Genomic DNA, 17,011 nt, shown 5'->3' with positions numbered 1-17,011 from the left:
CCCCCCGTTTGTTACTGGATCAGTAATGCGGATGCGCCGGGTGTTCTTTCGGTCGGAACAGCCAGCGCTGAACAACCTCACGATATCCGCGATAAATCCTCTCCTCACGGCCACCGGTCAAACGCCGCCGAAGAACCTCATAGCGCGGCAACGCGTACCAGGGCACGCCAGGACTGGCATGGTGTGCCACGTGCAGATTGTTGTTCAGAAACAGCAGGGCCAGCGGAGCTTCCGCCTCAACGATTGCCGTCCGGTCTTCAGCCTCTGGCGCGGCATGATGCTCGGCGAAAGAGCGGAGCAACAACAGGCCCGTTCCCGGATAGGCGAAACACAACACATAAAGCCAGAGCGGCATGTCGCAGATGCCGACAATCCAAAACGCGAGCACGGCCAGTCCAGCTGCATGGAAAGCCCAAGCCTTCACGCGTCCCCTTCCGCCCACAAGGTCCCGCGCCTCGCGCCAAAGAAACAGGCCGGCGACGAAGAGCGGGCCGAGCACGAGACGCCCGGCGAGCGTGTTCACGGCCCTATACGCCATCCGGCGCGGTTCCGAGAACCGGGCCCACTCACCGGCGGTCACATAGAAGGATTCCGGATCCTCGATCGGATCGGTCAGATACTCGTTACGGTGATGCTTGAGATGACTGTCACGATAGATGCCATACGGCACCCACAGCATCAGGGGCAGCGCGGCAAGCAAAGTGTTGAGCCAGCCGATCCTGGTCGGATGACCATGAATTGCTTCGTGCTGATAACTCGCATGCCAGGCGACCAAAGGCGCCCCGAGCAAAGGCAACAGCCATAACGGCAGCGCAGCATGCCAATAGGTTAGCGTGGCGAAAAGACCGTGAATGACGCTCCAGAGAGCAATCGTCTGCCACTCGACGGAGGAGACGGACACGGTAAAAGCGGAACCAACATTACCAGGAGAAACAGATACTTCCGGGATTTGCTGTGAGATTGGTGTGGGATGACGTTCAAACATGACGCCAAGCTATGCTGCACCGCACAGCCGCGACAACGAGTGTTTGCGCTATTTTTACCACATTTGTTGACCAATCACGCAATATGCGGATAAAACGCAACATTGCTTATTTTTTCCGCAAAGGCTCATCTTGGATCGTCGGGACACAGTTGAAATCTTCCGCACCCGTCTTGCGGAGAGTATGGAACGCGCCGGTATAAACCGGTCCGGCCTTGCCCGGCGTGTCGGCGTCGATCGCTCGACTCTCTCCCAATTGCTGTCACCCGATAATGAACGCCTGCCCCGCGCGGACACTGTTGCAGCCATCGCCTCGGCCCTGCAGGTCAGCCTTGACTGGCTGCTCGGCCTCACTCAACAAGAGCAGCTGGGCGCCGAGATCCTGCAGCGTTCGGTCCATATCACCGAAGCGTCACGGGCCGCCGTAGACCGAAACATCGCCGAATGGCATGCGGAGGCCGCCGGCTACAAGATCCGCTATGTCCCGAGCAACTTGCCGGATCAGGTAAAAACACCGGAAATCCTGGCCTACGAACATGGCGTCGTTGAGGAATTCGAGCGGGACAGCGCGCTGGAACGGGCGCAGGACCAACTCGCCTACACGCGGCGCCCCGAAACCGATATCGAGATTTGCATGTCGCGGCAGGCGCTGGACGATTTCGCGGCCGGCGCCGGCATCTGGAACGAACTGGCGCCAGCGCTCAGATACGAGCAACTGCGCTATATGCGGCAGCTGCATGACGAGCTCTACCCCAGGATGCGCCTCTACCTGTACGATGGGCGCAGGGTTTATTCTGCCCCACTGACGATCTTCGGCCCTCTGCGTGCTTCGCTCTTCCTCGGACAGAGCTTCTTTGTCTTCAACACCACCGAGCATATCCGCACCCTGACCCGCCATTTCGACCAGCTGATCCGCGATGCGGTGGTCCAGAGCCATGCGCTGGACGACTATATCGAGGGGCTGCTCTCACAGTTTCCGGAACACACCACCCGATGATTGCCTCGCTCGACATGTACGACTTTCCGGAAATCCGGGAGGCGACGGACGCCTGGTGGGAAGCATTGGCGCGCGGGTTTGCTGCTGAAAGCCTGACCGACATCCCACAGCACCGCACCCGGTCAATGGAAGAGAGCTCCCCCTGGTCCGATCCGAACATGTTCTTCACCCAGATTTGCGGCTATCCGCTGCGCAAGCGATATCGTGAAGCTCTGCGCGTTGTCGGCACGCCGCACTACCGGGCAGAGGGATGCGACGGACCGCGATATCGTAGCGTGGTGATTGTCCAGCGCGGCGCCGGGATCCATTCGATTGAGGCTCTTGAGGGCGCCCGGCTGGCCTATAACGGCGCCCTTTCTCAATCCGGTATGAGCGCTTTTCGCGCCCTGCTCGCAGAACACGGGAGCAAGCCCGGTTTTTTCGGTGACGCTGTATGCAGCCATGGACATCGCGCCAGTGTTTCCATGGTGTATTCGGGAGAGGCCGACACGGCGGCAATCGATTGCGTCACATGGGCTCTGCTACAGAAATACGCACCGCAGGAATGCGATGCGGTAGAAGTTCTTGCCTGGACCCCGGATGCGCCTGGCCTGCCTTATGCCGTCCCCGCCAACTTCGATGACCAAACGGTCGCAGCCTACCGGCGCGGTATCGCGCGGGCGCTCGCCGATCCGGCCGCCCAATCCGCCCGCGATGCGCTCCTGATCGTCGGATTCTCTCCGTTGGACGATGCCGATTACGAAGAAATCGACGCCATGGAAACACGTGCCCGAGAGCGAGGACTGCCTTCCATCTTCTAGGCTTGTTGCATCGCGCCCCGCGCGGCAAGATCGCCGCCGGAAGCCAACTGCCATTTGTGAGGGAGACACGCCATGGCCATTACCTTTTACGATCTTTCAGCCAGAAACGGCGCCCGGTTCAGCCCCTTCGGATGGCGTGCTCGCATGGCCCTGGCTCATAAGGGCCTCGAGGCGGACGCAACGGTCGAGCACGTTCGCTTCGGCGAAAAGGACAAACTGGATTTCAGCGGCCAGAAACTCGTTCCTGTCCTGAAAGACGCCAACACTGTGATTTGCGACAGCTGGGATATCGCCTGCTATCTCGAGGAGCGCTATCCGGACAGCCCCAGCCTTTTCGGCGGAGAGGCCGGTCGCGGCGCGGCGCTCTTCATCACAGAATGGACCAACCGGACGATCAACCCTTTGGTTGCCGGATGCATCGTCCATGACGTCTATCTCGCCTGCGACGAGCGCGATCAGCCTTATTTCAAGGAGTCTCGTGAAGCACGCTTCGGGAAGTCGCTGGAAGAAATACAAAAGGGGCGTGAAGACAGACTTCCCGACCTGCACAAGGCACTGGCGCCCGCGCGGGCCGTCATAGAAAAACAACCCTTTATCGGAGGCACGGCCCCGAGCTTCTCGGACTACGCACTCTTCGGAACGCTGATGTGGGCCCGGATATCCAGCCCGTTTGAACTGCTTGCCGAGGACGACGCGCTCTGGGCCTGGCGCGAACGGTTGCTGGACGCTCATGGTGGTGCCGCCCGCAAGGAAAAGCTCTGCGCAGACGCCGCCTAGGCAAAAGAAGAACTGGAAACCAGCACCATGTCACGTGTTCCCGCCCTCAAGCCCGAAGATATGTCCGACGCACAGCGGACAATCCACGATGCCATCGTCAACGGTCCCCGCGGCCGGGTCGAAGGCCCGCTCAAGATCTGGCTGCACAGTCCGGCCCTGGCCGACAAGGCACAGCAACTTGGCCAGTTTGCCCGGTATGACAGTACCCTCGAGCCGCGTCTCTCCGAGCTTGCCATCATGGTCACGGGCCGGTTCTGGGGGGCTCAATTCGAATGGTCGGTGCATAAGCCCTTCGCCTTGAAGGCGGGTATCTCGGAGGAAATTCTGGACGCCATTCGGGATCGGCGCACACCAGTCTTCGAGAAAATCGATGAGCGCGTCGTCCATGACGTCTCCCGTGCCCTGCACGAAACCCACAAGATCGGCAACGCACTCTATGCCGAGGCGGTCGAAGTGCTGGGTCAGCAGCAGCTGATCGACCTTGTCGGCCTGCTCGGCTACTACACGCTGATCTCCATGACCATCAATGCATTCGAGGTTCCACTCGAAGGCGATCAGGTGGCAGAACTCGACTGATTCCAATACCTTGCAGGGCGCATGAGAGGAACGCGCCCTGCAACCAGGGCAAAAGCCATTATTTTAAAACTAAATTATTTTTCGTTTTTCGAATTGGTTAACATTGCATTAACCGCCGACCCTCGATACCATTGTCACCAGTGAGTAGGAGGGTGCACATGATAACTCTTGCGATGGTGATCGTGACTTGGTGTGTGGTCGCGCTTGTTGGCGGCGTTCTTCTTGGGCGCGGTATCCGCGAGAATTGATTGCGGCGTTAGATTCGGGACTTCAGTTTCCCGTTTTCACGCGCGCTTGCTGATTCCTGCAACAATTTCGCCAATCCCCATTTCCTCAGCCGCCCGCCTCCTTTGTCAGACCAGCCCCGTCGTCAGAGGGGCCCGGCCCGCAGAACGATTTCGATTCCGACGATAATCGCCGTCAACATCGCAAGATAGCCGACGAACTGCGCGTGATCCTCACCATCGATCACCACTTTGCGCAACCGCGCGCCAAAAATGTCGAACAATGAGACAGTCGCCAGAATAATCAGCAGGATCGCGGCGCCCGAGCCGTAATCGAAGCCCCGCAGGGACTCCGACAACGACATTCCGATGCCGCCTGCCCCCACGATCCCCAGCACCGTGGCCGAGCGCACATTCGCTTCGAACCGATAGAGTGAAAAGGAAATCCACAGTGGCAGAACCTGCGGAATCACCCCGAAGACAATTTCATGCAGGCTCGTCGCCCCGGTAGCCCGGATACCTTCGACCGGCCGCGGATCGATGGCTTCAACGGCCTCGGAGAAGAGTTTGGCGAGTGTGCCCGTTGTATGAATGGCCAGCGCCAGCACCCCGGCAAGCGGGCCGAGCCCGACAGCCGCGACAAAAACCAGTGCGAAGACCAGCTCGTTGATAGCCCTGAACGCATCCATCAGGCGCCGCACCGGAAAACTGAGCCAGGTTGGGGCCAGGTTTGACGATGCCATCAGACCAAAGGGGACCGCGAACACGACCGAGAGGAACGACCCCCAGACCGCCATCTGCACGGTTTCCAGCATCAGATCGAGATAACTCCGCCAGTAACGGAAATTGGGCTCCAGAAAATCGGACAGTAACATCGCCATGTTACCGCCGCCGCTGAACACATCCCCGATACGATTCATGTCCGACGGCACGAAGCTCCAGACCAGCATGATCAGGAAAGTGCCCCAGAGCAGGTAGTCGAACGCCTGCTCCTGGCGGCCACGGCCGGGCACGACGATGTCCTCCAGGCGGGGCTGGGTTCCGTTGGCGGCAATATTATTCATGGCTGACACTCATGGGACTTGGTTCCCGAAAAGAAGCGGGGGCCACGTGGCCCCCGCATATCGGCCCGGCGAAACACCGGACCAGGATCTGGGTTACTTGCGAGGGCGAGCCTCGGCGGCGCGGCGGATATCTGCGATCTTCTCGTCGATCTTGGCGATCTTCTCTTTCTTCTCGGACTGGGAGAAAGTGTCGTCGCCCTGGATGGACATGCGCTGACGGATTTGGTCCATCTCATAGAACGGCCAGAGCTGGGCATTCGAGGACGGCACGAACGGGCCCATATCGATCATGGCGAGGATTTCACGCGCCTTGGTCACTTCGGCATCGCTGCCGAGGCGGCCATAAGTCATGAAAAAGCTCATGATCTTGGCTTTCAGACCTTTGTTCAGTTCCGGGCGCCAGGCCATCGGATCGGATGCGATCAGCGGGGAGCGCCAGATTTCCTTGATCTCGGCAAACAGTTCCGGTTTGGCAAATTTCAGACGCTTGTAGAGACCACCGGAGGACGCGACGGCCGCATCGACTTGCTTGGTCGCGACGGAGATCAGGTTGGTCTCATGGTTTGCATTGCGGACAATCTTGAAGCATTCCTTCGGATCGACGCCTTCCTTGGCGAAGATAAAGGTAGACGGCACCAGGAAGCCCGAGGTCGAGTTCGGATCGCCAAGGCCAAAATTCAGGCTCTTGTCGCACTTCATGACGTCTTCGTAGCTCAGGCCCGAATCCTTGTGCGTGACCATGACCGACCAGTAACCCTGATCTCCGTTGGATTCGGTCGTCTGCGCAAAAACCTCGGCGCCGGCGCGGTCGACGGCGACCATGCCCGACTTGTTGCCATACCAGGCGATATCGACCTTGTCGAAGCGCATGGCCTCGATCACACCCGCATAGTCAGCCGCGAAGAACGGCTTCACCGGCATGCCCAGATCGGCCTCAAGCGCCTTCAGGAACGGGCCCCACTTCTCGCGCTGGGCGGAGCTGTTCTCCGTAGCGATGATGCCGAAGTTGATTTCCTTCGGGTCTTCCCTGTCGGCCAGGGCCGGCACCGCGCTTGCGGCAAGGCCCGTGGCCAGAACCGCGGCGGCGGTCAGGCGGGTGAAAATGGTCATGGGATCAGCTCCTCTTGATACTGGAAATGGATTCAGGCGGATGCGGCGAGCCGCTCTTCCGCCACTTCATGTGCCTCTGCGAAATCCTCGGCATCGGGGAGGATCAGCTCTTCGCTGGCCTCGCCGTAGATTTCACGGAGAAAAGCAGTGGTGAGATCGTGGGACGGGCCGTCGAAAACGACCCGGCCGTCCCGCATGGCGATAGTGCGCTTGCAGTAACGCCGCGCATATTCGACCTGGTGCAGAGAGACGAGCACGGCGGTCCCCTCGCTGCGATTGATGTCCGAGAGCGTCTCCATCACCCGCCGGGCCGAGGCCGGATCGAGCGAAGCAATCGGCTCGTCGGCGAGAATGGCCTCGGATTCCTGGACGAGACAGCGGGCGATGGCGGCGCGCTGCTGCTGCCCACCGGAGAGCGTCGCCGCGCGCTGTCGCGCTGTCGCGGCAATACCGACACGGCCGAGCGCCTGCATCGCACGCTGTTTTTCCACGTGCGTGAACTGCATCAGGGTGCCGCGCCATTTCGGCATCCGGCCGAGCCGGCCAGCGAGCACATTGGTCAGCACCGTCAGACGCGGCACCAGATTAAATTGCTGGAAGATGACGCCAAGGCGTCGGCGCACTTGCGACACATCGCCGGTCAGGCGGCCCCCAGCCTGCACCAGATCGCCGAACACCGAGATTTCGCCACCGTCAGCGCCCTTGTTGGCAACGATCAGGCCGCCGATATGACGGATCAACGTCGACTTGCCGGAGCCGGAGGCACCGATCAGCGCCACCATCTCCCCGGCATCAAGCGAGATCGAAACCCCGTCAAGCGCCCTGCGTCCGTTCGGAAATGTCTTGGAGACGTTCGTGACCTGAATAACAGGCTGGCTTTGAGTATGTGACATGCGGCCCCTTCCCAAGGGCCGCGACATTACTCAGAAGCGTTGACCGGCACGCCGCAACGTCATGAAGGTTTAGAGACTCCGCCGAGACTCTAAACCCACAAAATGACGCAGAAGAGTCGCAGATCCGTCATGTACGGCAAGAAACGATCTGCGGGCACTCCATGGTCATCACCGCCTCCCCGTCCTGATTGAAGGTCGTGTACTTGAAACGGACGAAGCCCCTGTCCGGCTTTGAGCGGGAGGGACGCTTCTCCATCACTTCCATCTCGACACTGAGCGTGTCTCCCGGCCGCACCGGTTTTAGCCAGTTCAGCTGATCGATAGTCCCGGCGCCAAGATTGGTTGCCTGCAGCCCGTTCGCCTGCCAGGCCAGCCTGAAGCTGACGGCAAGGGTCTGGAAGCCGCTGGAGATGACGCCGCCGAAATGACTCTCCTCGGCGTCCGGCACGCTGATATGAAAGGGCTGCGGGTCGTATTTCCAGGCGAAATCGATGATCTCTGATTCCGTCATGGTCTTGCGCTGGGAGCGGAGGACCTGGCCGATTTCCAGGTCCTCGAAATAGACGGGCGATTGCATAAGATCAGTCCCGGAGCACGGCGGCGATGGCATCGCCTAAATCGGCTGTCGTGGCCTGACCGCCGAGATCCGGGGTCTTCGGCCCACCGCCTGAAATCACCGTCTCGCAGGCCGCAACGATGGCGTCCGCCGCTTCCTGATGCCCGTGATGCTCCAGCAGCATGGCGCCGGACCAGATCTGCCCGATCGGGTTGGCGATCCCCTTGCCGGCGATGTCCGGGGCAGAGCCATGCACCGGCTCAAACATGGAGGGATACTTCTTCTCTGGATTGATGTTCGCGGACGGCGCGATGGCAATAGAACCGGCAACGGCCGGGCCGAGATCGGACAGGATATCACCAAACAGGTTGGAGCCGACGACCACATCGAACCAGTCCGGATGCAGCACGAAATTCGCGACCAGAATGTCGATATGATACTGGTCCGTCGCGAGATCCGGGTATTCCTTCGAGATCGCCGCGAAGCGCTCGTCCCAGTAAGGCATGGTGTGAATGATGCCGTTGGACTTGGTCGCCGAAGTCACCTTCTTCTTGCCCGTACGCTGACAGAGCTCGAAGGCGAAGCGCATGATCCGGTCGGTTCCGGTCCGGGTGAAGACGCTCTCCTGCATCGCCATTTCGCGGTCCGTGCCCTCGAACAGGCGCCCGCCGATGGACGAGTATTCCCCCTCGTTATTCTCCCGCACGACATAGAAGTCGATATCTTCCGAGGTCCGGTTCGCCAGCGGGCAATTCATGCCCTTCAGCATCCGGATCGGGCGCAGATTGACATACTGCTCCATCTCCCGGCGGATCGGGATCAGCAGGCCCCAGAGCGAAACATGATCCGGTACGCCCGGAAAACCGACGGCGCCGAGAAAGATCGAGTCGAATTGCTTCAGCTGATCGATGCCGTCGATCGGCATCATCATGCCGGTCTTCTTATAGCGCTCGCAGCTCCAGTCGAATTCAGTGAAATCATACTCAATGCCGAACTTCGCCCCCGCTGCCTCCAGCACCTTGATGCCTTCCGGAATGACCTCCCAGCCGATACCGTCGCCCGGGATCACCGCGATTTTGATTTTCGACATTGGGTTTTTCCTCCGCATCAGATTTTCTTGTTGGCCGCATAATAGGCTGGGGACGCGGTCGGACAAACCACTCCGTGGAACTAATCCGGTTCAATCTGCTCACGGCTTCTTCCCCGACCGTCTCTTGACAAGTTTATGACCGGGCCGCAGGTTGGCCTCGTGATGCTGGGGTGTTTCGGAATTAGTAGCCGGAACTGAGAGGATACCCATCGAACTTGATCCGGGTCATGCCGGCGCAGGGAGACGTCACGAGACTGCATTTGCGGTCGCGTACATTCCTCTCGCCCCGATTTTGAATCTACCGTTCCGCCGAGCGGGACTATTGGAGTGCCGGGAATGTTCCTGAAATCCGCCGCCGTCGCGCTGACCGCGCTGCTGGCCACAAGTCTGACCGCAAAAGCCGAAACCATCCCCGTTCTGGTGCCGATCACCGGCTTTCTATCGCTCGAAGGCACGTCCCAGCGCAACGGCGCGGTACTTGCCATCGAGCGCTATGGCAAGGATCTCGGTCTGGACGCCGAAGTGACCGACACGGGCACCTCGCCCGAGGGCGCCGTCACCGCGTTGCGCCGGGCGCTGGAAGATAAGCCGAGTGCGGCCGTTGCCTCCATGCTTGGCACGCAAATGCTGGCCATGCTGCCCATCGCCGGTCGCGCCGGTGTGCCGCTGCTCACCGTTTCCGGTACGGCGAAGATCACCGAGATCGGCATTCCCTGGGTGTTCCGTTTCTTCCCGGGCGACAGCGTGGTGAAGGTCGCACAAGCCCGATACGCTATCGAGGAACTCGGCGCCAAACGCCCGGCTCTGCTGCACCAAACCACCGCCTACGGGCAGAGCGGCGCGGAACATCTGCGCCGGATTATGCGGGAGCTCGGCGCACCGCTGGTATTCGAGGAAGCCATCGACATCTCCGTGAAGGACATGCTCCCGGCCCTGACAAGAATGCAGGAAGCCAAACCCGACCTGATCCTGCTGCACCTGCATTCCGGCTCCACCGCTCTGGTGATCCGCCAGGCCCGGGACCAGAACATCGCCCTGCCGATCCTTGCCGGCTCCGCCATGCACCAGCCGACCACGGCTGCCCTGCTGGAGCCGAAGCAACTCGCCGGTGTCTGTGCCGAAAGCGCTTCCTCGCCCATCTCCGAGCCGGAAGGTCAGGTCGAGGATTTCACGGCAGAATACCGGGCCCGTTTCGGCACCGAGCCGGACGCTTTCGCTCTGGCCCAGTATGACGGTGTCTCCATGTTGATCGCTGCGAAGAACGCCGGCGCCAGGACTGCCGCGGAAGTGCGGGACTGGCTCGCCAGCAACAGCTATGACGGGCTGGCCATGACCTACAAATCCGACGGCAAGGGCAACATGGCGCATGACGCGGTGGTGGTTTGCTATGACGGTAAAAGCGCGGTCCCTGTGATCAAGCGCCGTTACGAAAATGTCAGCGGCGTGAAATAGGACTCATCCCGGCACTGCCCCAGTCATGACAGCCATCGCCTTCACCCAGATCCTGCTGAACGGCCTCGCTCTCGGGGCCGCCTATGCCCTGATCGCGCTCGGTTTCGTCATCGTGCTGAATGCGGCGGGTGCGGTGAACTTTGCCCAGGGCGAACTGGTCATGGCAGGCGGCTTCGTGTCTATCGCCGTCGCCCCGCTGATCGGCGAGGCGACAGCATTGCCCGGCCTGCTGCTGTTGCCGCTGGTGATGGGCCTGATGGGACTGATGGGGGCGGGGTTCGCCTGGATTGCCTATTTCCCCGTCCGAAAACGCCATCAGGTTGCAGTCTTTGTCAGCACCATCGCCGCCGGGCTGGTGCTGCAGCATCTGGCAAACGCGCTGTTCGGCGCTGCGCCTCGCGCCGGACCACCGCTGATCTCCGGTAATGGCCTGACAGTCGGCGCCCTCTCCATCTCGCTTCAGCAGATCGCCGTGATGGTCTGTGCCGCCGTGCTGATTTCCGGCACGGGCCTGTTTCTCGGCCGCACCCAGACCGGGCGGCAGATGCGGGCCGTGGCGCAGGACCCCGAAATGGCCGCCGCCATCGGCATCCGCCCGAAGCGCATGATCACCCTCTCTTTCGCGCTCGCCATCGCGCTTGCGGGCGCAGCCGGACTGTTGCTGTCCAACCAGTTCTTCGTCAGCCCGAACGATGGCGGGTTGTTTATGCTGAAAGCCTATATCGCGGTCACCATCGGCGGCTGGGGACGGCTCGACGGGGCCGTGATCGGCGCGCTGCTGATCGGCATCTTCGAGACGCTTGTCGCCGCGCTCACCTCCTACCTGGTGGCCGAAGCCCTCCTCTATGCCTTGCTGCTGATCATGCTGGTGTTCCGGCCTTCCGGGTTGCTCCCGGAGCGGGCACGCGCCCGTGTCTGATCCGCGCTCCCGTCTGGCTCTGGGCGTCGCCGCCATTGCGCTGGCGCTCTATGCCCTGTTCTTTGCCGGCGATTATGCGCTGCATGTGCTGACCCGCGCCGGGATCTATGCCATCGCCGCCATCGGCTATCAGCTCATCTTCGGCCGTCTCGGCGCCCTGTCACTGGCGCAAGGATGTTTCTTCGGGCTCGGCGCCTATGCGGCGGGTCTTGGTGCGCTGGAACTCGGCCTCGGGTTTCCGCTGACGCTGGCCGCAGGCGTTCTGTTGCCGAGCCTTCTCGCGGCGCTCATCGCCATCCCGGTGCTTCGCCTCGCCTCGCACTACTTCGCTCTCGCCACCCTTGGCATCGCCCAGCTCGCCCTCCTGGTCGCCACCAACTGGACGGACGTCACCGGCGGCGCGAACGGCCTATACGGGGTTCCGCCAATCGAAACAGGCACCCTCTCCTTCGGGCATGGATTACCGCTGACCTTGCTTGTCTGGGCCTGCGTCGGACTTGCCCTCACTGTCTCTCACCGGATGACCGCCGGGCAGCGTGGGCTCAAGGTCGAGACCCTAAGGGAAGCACCGCTGGCCGCCGCCGCGCTCGGCATCGACGGATCTGCGATCCGCTTTCGCTTCTTCGTCGCCAGCGCGGCCCTCGGCGGCCTTGCCGGAGCGTTGCAGGCGCATGCGGTTGGCGTCGTCTCGCCAGACGTGCTGCAATTCCATGTTCTCGTGCTGATCCTCGCCATGACCGTGATTGGCGGACGCGCCTCGCCTCTCGGGGCCGTCCTCGGTGCCTTGCTGCTCGTCCACCTGCCGGAATGGTTCCGGGATTTTGCCGACTATTATCTCGTGGTCTATGGCGCCGCCCTGCTCGCCGCCATCATCTTCCTTCCGCGCGGGCTTGCAGGCCTGTTCGGGAAAAGCGAAATGCCCCCGGTCGAGACGGCCGATGCTGAGGCACCGCGCGATCCTGCCCCTCACACACTGTCCGTTGAGACAGTCTCAAAACGGTTCGGCGGCGTGACCGCGCTCGACAGCGTCTCCCTCACCCTTGCCCCCGGCGAAATTCTCGGCCTGATCGGCCCGAACGGTTCCGGCAAGACAACGCTGGTCAACCTGCTCTCCGGCATCGATAAGCCGGATGGAGGGCGCATCCTGCTGGGCGATGCCGACATTACCGGCAAGCCTCCGGAATACATCGCCCGTTCCGGTCTCTGCCGCAGCTTCCAGCATCCCCAAATCGCGCCGGACCTGACCGTGCTGGAGAGCGTCGAAGCCGTCACGGCAGAAGGTGAGAGCGCCGCGGCCCGCGTGACCGAAGCCGGGCTCTCAGACCGCGCGAACGAAAACGCCGGAACTCTGCCTCCTGCCGCACTGAAGCATCTCGAAATCGCCCGCGCGCTTGCCGCCGGCGCTTCCGTCCTGGCTCTGGACGAGCCCGCGGCCGGGATGAACGAGGTGGAACGCGCCAATCTTGCTGCCTTGCTGAAACGGCTGGCGGATGCGGGTCACGGCATCCTACTGATCGACCATGCGATGGATTTCCTGCTGCCTCTGGCCGACCGGGTGATCTGCCTCAGTGCGGGACGCGTTGTTGCCGAAGGAACGCCCGCCGATGTCGCCCGCGACCCGGCGGCCATCAACGCCTATTTCGGGGAGAGCCCGCTATGAGCTCCCCTCTTCTCTCTTTCCGGGATGTCTCGGTGCGGCGAGGCGGCGCAATGGCTGTGCGCAACCTCACTCTCCATGTCGCGCCGGGCGAAATTGTCGCCCTGATTGGCCTCAACGGCGCCGGAAAATCGAGCCTGCTGCGGGCCGCCATGGGCCTGGAAACGCTCACGGATGGCGAAATCCTCTTCCGGGACCAGTCACTCTCCGGCACCGATACACCGGATCGGGCGCGGCTCGGCATCGGTTATTGCCCCGAAGGGCGCCGCCTGTTCCCCGGCATGTCCGTATCGGACACGCTGCACGCCGCGATGCAGGCACCGCACGCCGACCGCCTCAAACGAATAGCCGAACTCGGCGCACTCTTCCCTCTGCTCGGCACCATCCTCGACCGGGAGAGCTGGAGCCTCAGCGGCGGACAGCAGCAGGTTGTCGCTATCGCCCGCGCGCTGATGCAGAACCCGGACATCCTGCTGCTGGACGAACCCTCCCTCGGGCTTGCGCCCGTTATCTGCCAGGAGCTGTTTCCCGCCATCCGGCGGCTCGCGGACGATGGCGCCGCCGTCCTTCTGGCTGAACAGAGCACAGCCACAGCTCTTGCTGTGGCCGACCGGGTCGCGGTGCTGCATCGGGGCACTCTCGTCCTCACCGAGGCGGTTGCCACGCTTTCTCACGACCGCTTGAAAACAATCCTGCTTTCCGAGGGTGAACAGCGCTGACGCTTGGTTTATGCTCGCCGAAAATCGCCTAGCCCGCCTTTGGAGATCCCCGTCGATGGACGAGAGCACAACCCCCGACTTCCGCCAGAGCATCGCCGAGACCGCAGCGAATATCCTGCTCGAAATCGAAGCCGTGCATATCCGCCCGGAAGAGCCGTTCACCTTCACTTCCGGCCGGCTCAGCCCGGTCTATGTGGATTGCCGCAAGATCATCAGCTTCCCCCGCGCCCGGAAGCAGCTGATGGAGATGGGCGTCGAACTGCTTGCCCAGAAGGCCGGGTTCGAGCAGTTCGATGCCGTGGCCGGCGGTGAGACGGCAGGCATTCCCTTCGCCGCCTGGATCGCCGACCTGCTCGGTTTGCCGATGCTCTATATTCGCAAGAAGCCGAAAGGTTTCGGCCGCAACGCCCGGATCGAAGGCACCTTCGAGGACGGCGCGCGCATCCTGCTGGTCGAGGATTTGGCGACAGATGGCGGCTCCAAGCTCTCCTTCATCGACGCCATCCGCGAGGCCGGCGGCGAGGTAGCTCACTGCTTCGTGGTGTTCCACTATGGCAACTTCCCGCAGAGCACCACGTCGATGAAGGAAAAAGGGGTCGACCTGCACGGGCTCTGCACCTGGTGGGACGTTTTGGCCGCAGCGGAAAAGCGCGGCTTCACCGAAGCGCAACTCAGCGAAGTGCGTCAGTTCCTGCGCGATCCGGACGGCTGGGCCGCTACCCGCGAAACCGTCGACGTCTGATAAGAAACCAACATAGGGGAAGAGTGATGCTGAGGATTCTCGGCCGCAATAATTCGAGCAACGTGCAGAAGGTAACCTGGCTCTGTGAGGAGCTGTCGATACCGAACGAGCGCGAGGATTTCGGCGGGGCCTTCGCCAACACGAAGGACAGCCATTATCTCTCCCTGAACCCCAACTCACGAGTCCCGACGATTATCGAGGACGATTTTGTCCTCTGGGAATCCAACGCCATCGTTCGCTATCTCTGCAACAAGTACTCGGCTGGCGACATGGCACCGGCGGACCCGCGTGCCTATGCGGATGCGGATCGCTGGATGGATTGGCTACAGACCACCGTTCTGGCCCCGATAACGGTGATTTTCTGGGGCCTGGTGCGGACACCCGAAGCGGAGCGCGATCTGGCGGCGATCGAAGCGGCGCGGGAAAGCATGATCCCGATCTGGAAGATCCTCGATGAACGGCTGACGGGCCGCGACTACATCATGGGCGACAGGCTGACCATGGCGGACATCGCGATTGCCATAAATTGCTACCGCTGGCTTACCTTGATCCAGGATCGGCCCTCCATGCCGGCGCTAGAAGCCTGGTACGACCGCATTGCCGCGCGTCCCGCCTTCAAACAGCACGTTCTGGATATTCCGCTGACCTGATTCAGCAAGACCGGGGCGCGGCGCTGGAAATCCACTGCCGCGCCTCCTATCCTTAATAAATCCAACACCGAGACGGAGACAGCCCCGATGCGACAATCCGCCCGCGTCCTGACCTTCTGGCTGCTCCTGTTTCTTTTCTCGCTTCCCCTGACCCGTCCCGCAGATGCGCGCGAACAGCTTGTCATCGGCATGACCCAATTCCCGACGACACTGAATCCGATGATCGACTCCATGCTGGTGAAAACCTACGTGCTCGGCATGGCGCAGCGGCAAGTCACGATCTTCGGCCACGACTGGGAGCCGATCTGCCTCTGGTGTATGGAACTGCCGACTTTCGAGAACAAGCGGGCGGAGCGCTTTCCGGTCCTTGACACGGCAGGTCAGGAAACCGGCCGCGAGGGTGTACGGACCACCTACACGCTCAAGCCCGGCGCCCTCTGGGGTGACGGCACGCCTATCACCACCGACGACGTGCTGTTCAGCTGGGAAGTCGGACGCCACCCGGAGACCGGTGTCGCGGATGCCAACAGCTACCAGGAAATTCTTGATATCGAGGTCGAGGACGAGCGTACTTTCACCATCGTCCGGGACAAGATCGACTACCGCTACAACACGCTTGGCGATTTCCAGCTCCTGCCTGTCCATCTGGAGCGCGACGCTTTCGCCAACCCGCGGGAATACAAGAACCGGACCCTCTACAAGACCGCCCCCGCCACGCCCGGCCTCTATAACGGCCCCTACAGGGTTACGGAGGTGAATGAAGGCGCCTATATCGTGCTGGCCCGGAACGAGCACTGGCAGAGGAAGGAGCCTGTCTTCGAGCGTATCGTGGTCAAGACCATCGAGAAAACGGCTGCGCTCGAAGCCAATCTGCTCTCCGGCTCCATCGATTACATCGCGGGCGAAGCCGGGCTAACCCTGGATCAGGCCCTCGGTTTCGAGAAACGGCACGGCGACACCTTCGATGTCATCTACAAACCCGGCCTGATTTACGAACACATCGAGTTCAACCTCGACAATCCGGTGCTGGCCGACATCAAGATGCGCCGCGCCCTGCTGCACGCCATCGACCGCAAGGCAATCTCCGACCGGCTGTTCGCCGGCAACCAGCCAGTGGCCCACGGCGCGGTCAATCCTCTGGACTGGGCGTATCACGACAAACTGCCGCTCTATCCATACGACCCGTCCCGCGCCAAGGCGCTTCTGGACGAGGCGGGCTGGACGGAGATCAAGAACGGTGTCCGCCACAGACAGGATGGCACGAAGCTCAGTCTTGAGATCATGACGACTGCCGGCAACCGGATCCGGGAACTGGTGGAGCAGGTTCTGCAGGACTACTGGAAAAAGGTCGGCGTCGAGGTGACGATCCGCAACGAGCCGGCCCGGGTGTTCTTTGGAGAGACCGTCCAGAAGCGCAAATTTCCGGCCATGGCCATGTTCGCCTGGTTGTCGGCACCGGAATCCCTGCCGAAAACCACACTCTATTCAACCTCAATCCCGACAGAGGCAAATAACTGGTCCGGCCAGAACGTCACCGGATACAGCACCCCGGAGATGGACGCGCTGATTGATGCCATCGAGATTGAGCTCGACAAGGAGAAACGCCGCGCGCTTTGGGCCAAACAACAGACCCTTTATGCGACGGATCTGCCAGTCCTTCCGCTCTATTTCCGTTCCGATGCCTATATCCTGCCGAAATGGCTGAAAGGCCTGAGACCGACCGGGCACAAATACAGCTCCACCTACTGGATTGAGCAATGGCGCGACGGATCGAGTGCGAGCCAGTAGCGCCATGAGAAATCC

Annotated in this window: 17 protein-coding genes and 1 riboswitch; of the genes, 11 read left to right on the top strand and 6 right to left on the bottom strand. The window is 61.5% G+C overall.

The window, feature by feature from the left end; translation table 11 throughout:
• Positions 1-19: 19 nt before the first annotated feature.
• Positions 20-901: a fatty acid desaturase gene (locus tag IG629_RS00770; RefSeq protein WP_193170088.1), complete on the bottom strand. Its 882-nt coding sequence runs from the start codon at positions 899-901 to the stop codon at positions 20-22.
• A gap of 214 nt (positions 902-1,115) precedes the next feature.
• On the opposite strand from IG629_RS00770, the gene IG629_RS00765 reads away from it, so the two are divergent.
• The 4 genes from IG629_RS00765 to IG629_RS00750 all read left to right on the top strand — a co-directional run bounded on the left by IG629_RS00765 (position 1,116) and on the right by IG629_RS00750 (position 4,132).
• A complete protein-coding gene (locus IG629_RS00765; RefSeq protein WP_193170087.1) occupies positions 1,116-1,979 on the top strand; it encodes a helix-turn-helix domain-containing protein in 864 nt (287 codons plus the stop codon).
• Complete coding sequence (locus tag IG629_RS00760) at positions 1,976-2,779, top strand: phosphate/phosphite/phosphonate ABC transporter substrate-binding protein (RefSeq protein WP_193170086.1); 804 nt, start codon at positions 1,976-1,978, stop codon at positions 2,777-2,779. The genes IG629_RS00765 and IG629_RS00760 overlap by 4 nt, the downstream gene beginning before the upstream one ends.
• Positions 2,780-2,851: 72 nt before the next feature.
• The gene (locus tag IG629_RS00755) at positions 2,852-3,556 is read left to right on the top strand and encodes a glutathione S-transferase N-terminal domain-containing protein (protein WP_193170085.1); all 705 of its coding nucleotides are present in this window, start codon (positions 2,852-2,854) and stop codon (positions 3,554-3,556) included.
• 27 nt (positions 3,557-3,583) lie between these two features.
• Positions 3,584-4,132 carry a carboxymuconolactone decarboxylase family protein gene (locus IG629_RS00750; protein WP_193170084.1) on the top strand — a complete coding sequence of 183 codons (549 nt, stop codon included), beginning with the start codon at positions 3,584-3,586 and terminating at the stop codon, positions 4,130-4,132.
• Between the two features lie 370 nt (positions 4,133-4,502).
• On the opposite strand, the gene phnE is transcribed toward IG629_RS00750, so the two are convergent.
• The 5 genes from phnE to IG629_RS00725 form a co-directional block, all read right to left on the bottom strand.
• Entirely contained in the window at positions 4,503-5,420 is a 918-nt protein-coding gene (phnE, locus tag IG629_RS00745) for a phosphonate ABC transporter, permease protein PhnE (protein WP_193170083.1), read from the bottom strand.
• 93 nt (positions 5,421-5,513) lie between these two features.
• Positions 5,514-6,530, bottom strand: a complete 1,017-nt coding sequence (phnD, locus tag IG629_RS00740; protein WP_193170082.1) for a phosphonate ABC transporter substrate-binding protein — start codon at positions 6,528-6,530, stop codon at positions 5,514-5,516.
• 32 nt (positions 6,531-6,562) lie between these two features.
• Positions 6,563-7,423: a phosphonate ABC transporter ATP-binding protein gene (phnC, locus tag IG629_RS00735; protein WP_193170081.1), complete on the bottom strand. Its 861-nt coding sequence runs from the start codon at positions 7,421-7,423 to the stop codon at positions 6,563-6,565.
• A 127-nt stretch (positions 7,424-7,550) separates the two neighbouring features.
• Positions 7,551-8,000 (bottom strand): MaoC family dehydratase, encoded by a 450-nt coding sequence (locus tag IG629_RS00730; RefSeq protein WP_028464425.1) that lies wholly within the window; start codon positions 7,998-8,000, stop codon positions 7,551-7,553.
• A gap of 4 nt (positions 8,001-8,004) precedes the next feature.
• Positions 8,005-9,069, bottom strand: coding sequence for a tartrate dehydrogenase (locus IG629_RS00725; protein ID WP_193170080.1), 1,065 nt, complete (start codon positions 9,067-9,069; stop codon positions 8,005-8,007).
• A gap of 156 nt (positions 9,070-9,225) precedes the next feature.
• Positions 9,226-9,329, top strand: a riboswitch (TPP riboswitch).
• A gap of 76 nt (positions 9,330-9,405) precedes the next feature.
• Between IG629_RS00725 and IG629_RS00720 the strand changes: the two genes are divergently transcribed.
• The 7 genes from IG629_RS00720 to IG629_RS00690 all read left to right on the top strand — a co-directional run bounded on the left by IG629_RS00720 (position 9,406) and on the right by IG629_RS00690 (position 16,996).
• Entirely contained in the window at positions 9,406-10,521 is a 1,116-nt protein-coding gene (locus IG629_RS00720; protein WP_193170079.1) for an ABC transporter substrate-binding protein, read from the top strand.
• A gap of 25 nt (positions 10,522-10,546) precedes the next feature.
• Entirely contained in the window at positions 10,547-11,440 is an 894-nt protein-coding gene (locus IG629_RS00715; protein ID WP_226886355.1) for a branched-chain amino acid ABC transporter permease, read from the top strand.
• Complete coding sequence (locus IG629_RS00710; protein WP_193170078.1) at positions 11,433-13,100, top strand: branched-chain amino acid ABC transporter ATP-binding protein/permease; 1,668 nt, start codon at positions 11,433-11,435, stop codon at positions 13,098-13,100. The genes IG629_RS00715 and IG629_RS00710 overlap by 8 nt, the downstream gene beginning before the upstream one ends.
• Positions 13,097-13,816, top strand: coding sequence for an ABC transporter ATP-binding protein (locus IG629_RS00705; RefSeq protein WP_193170077.1), 720 nt, complete (start codon positions 13,097-13,099; stop codon positions 13,814-13,816). The genes IG629_RS00710 and IG629_RS00705 overlap by 4 nt, the downstream gene beginning before the upstream one ends.
• A 55-nt stretch (positions 13,817-13,871) precedes the next feature.
• Positions 13,872-14,558 (top strand): orotate phosphoribosyltransferase, encoded by a 687-nt coding sequence (locus IG629_RS00700; RefSeq protein ID WP_193170076.1) that lies wholly within the window; start codon positions 13,872-13,874, stop codon positions 14,556-14,558.
• A gap of 26 nt (positions 14,559-14,584) precedes the next feature.
• Positions 14,585-15,208, top strand: a complete 624-nt coding sequence (locus IG629_RS00695) for a glutathione S-transferase family protein (RefSeq protein WP_193170075.1) — start codon at positions 14,585-14,587, stop codon at positions 15,206-15,208.
• Positions 15,209-15,295: 87 nt separating this feature from the next.
• Positions 15,296-16,996 carry a peptide ABC transporter substrate-binding protein gene (locus tag IG629_RS00690; protein ID WP_193170074.1) on the top strand — a complete coding sequence of 567 codons (1,701 nt, stop codon included), beginning with the start codon at positions 15,296-15,298 and terminating at the stop codon, positions 16,994-16,996.
• Positions 16,997-17,011: the final 15 nt, after the last annotated feature.

The sequence above is a fragment of the Nisaea nitritireducens genome, assembly GCF_014904795.1.
Classification (GTDB): Bacteria; Pseudomonadota; Alphaproteobacteria; order Thalassobaculales; family Thalassobaculaceae; genus Nisaea; species Nisaea nitritireducens.
This window is presented reverse-complemented; position numbering and strand designations above follow the sequence as displayed.

Coding starts and splice junctions, on each gene's coding strand:
- IG629_RS00760 (WP_193170086.1), top strand. CDS start 1,976: ATGATTGCCTCGCTCGACATGTACGACTTTCCGGAAATCCGGGAGGCG.
- IG629_RS00755 (WP_193170085.1), top strand. CDS start 2,852: ATGGCCATTACCTTTTACGATCTTTCAGCCAGAAACGGCGCCCGGTTC.
- IG629_RS00750 (WP_193170084.1), top strand. CDS start 3,584: ATGTCACGTGTTCCCGCCCTCAAGCCCGAAGATATGTCCGACGCACAG.
- phnE (WP_193170083.1), bottom strand. CDS start 5,420: ATGAATAATATTGCCGCCAACGGAACCCAGCCCCGCCTGGAGGACATC.
- phnD (WP_193170082.1), bottom strand. CDS start 6,530: ATGACCATTTTCACCCGCCTGACCGCCGCCGCGGTTCTGGCCACGGGC.
- phnC (WP_193170081.1), bottom strand. CDS start 7,423: ATGTCACATACTCAAAGCCAGCCTGTTATTCAGGTCACGAACGTCTCC.
- IG629_RS00730 (WP_028464425.1), bottom strand. CDS start 8,000: ATGCAATCGCCCGTCTATTTCGAGGACCTGGAAATCGGCCAGGTCCTC.
- IG629_RS00725 (WP_193170080.1), bottom strand. CDS start 9,069: ATGTCGAAAATCAAAATCGCGGTGATCCCGGGCGACGGTATCGGCTGG.
- IG629_RS00720 (WP_193170079.1), top strand. CDS start 9,406: ATGTTCCTGAAATCCGCCGCCGTCGCGCTGACCGCGCTGCTGGCCACA.
- IG629_RS00715 (WP_226886355.1), top strand. CDS start 10,547: ATGACAGCCATCGCCTTCACCCAGATCCTGCTGAACGGCCTCGCTCTC.
- IG629_RS00705 (WP_193170077.1), top strand. CDS start 13,097: ATGAGCTCCCCTCTTCTCTCTTTCCGGGATGTCTCGGTGCGGCGAGGC.
- IG629_RS00700 (WP_193170076.1), top strand. CDS start 13,872: ATGGACGAGAGCACAACCCCCGACTTCCGCCAGAGCATCGCCGAGACC.
- IG629_RS00695 (WP_193170075.1), top strand. CDS start 14,585: ATGCTGAGGATTCTCGGCCGCAATAATTCGAGCAACGTGCAGAAGGTA.
- IG629_RS00690 (WP_193170074.1), top strand. CDS start 15,296: ATGCGACAATCCGCCCGCGTCCTGACCTTCTGGCTGCTCCTGTTTCTT.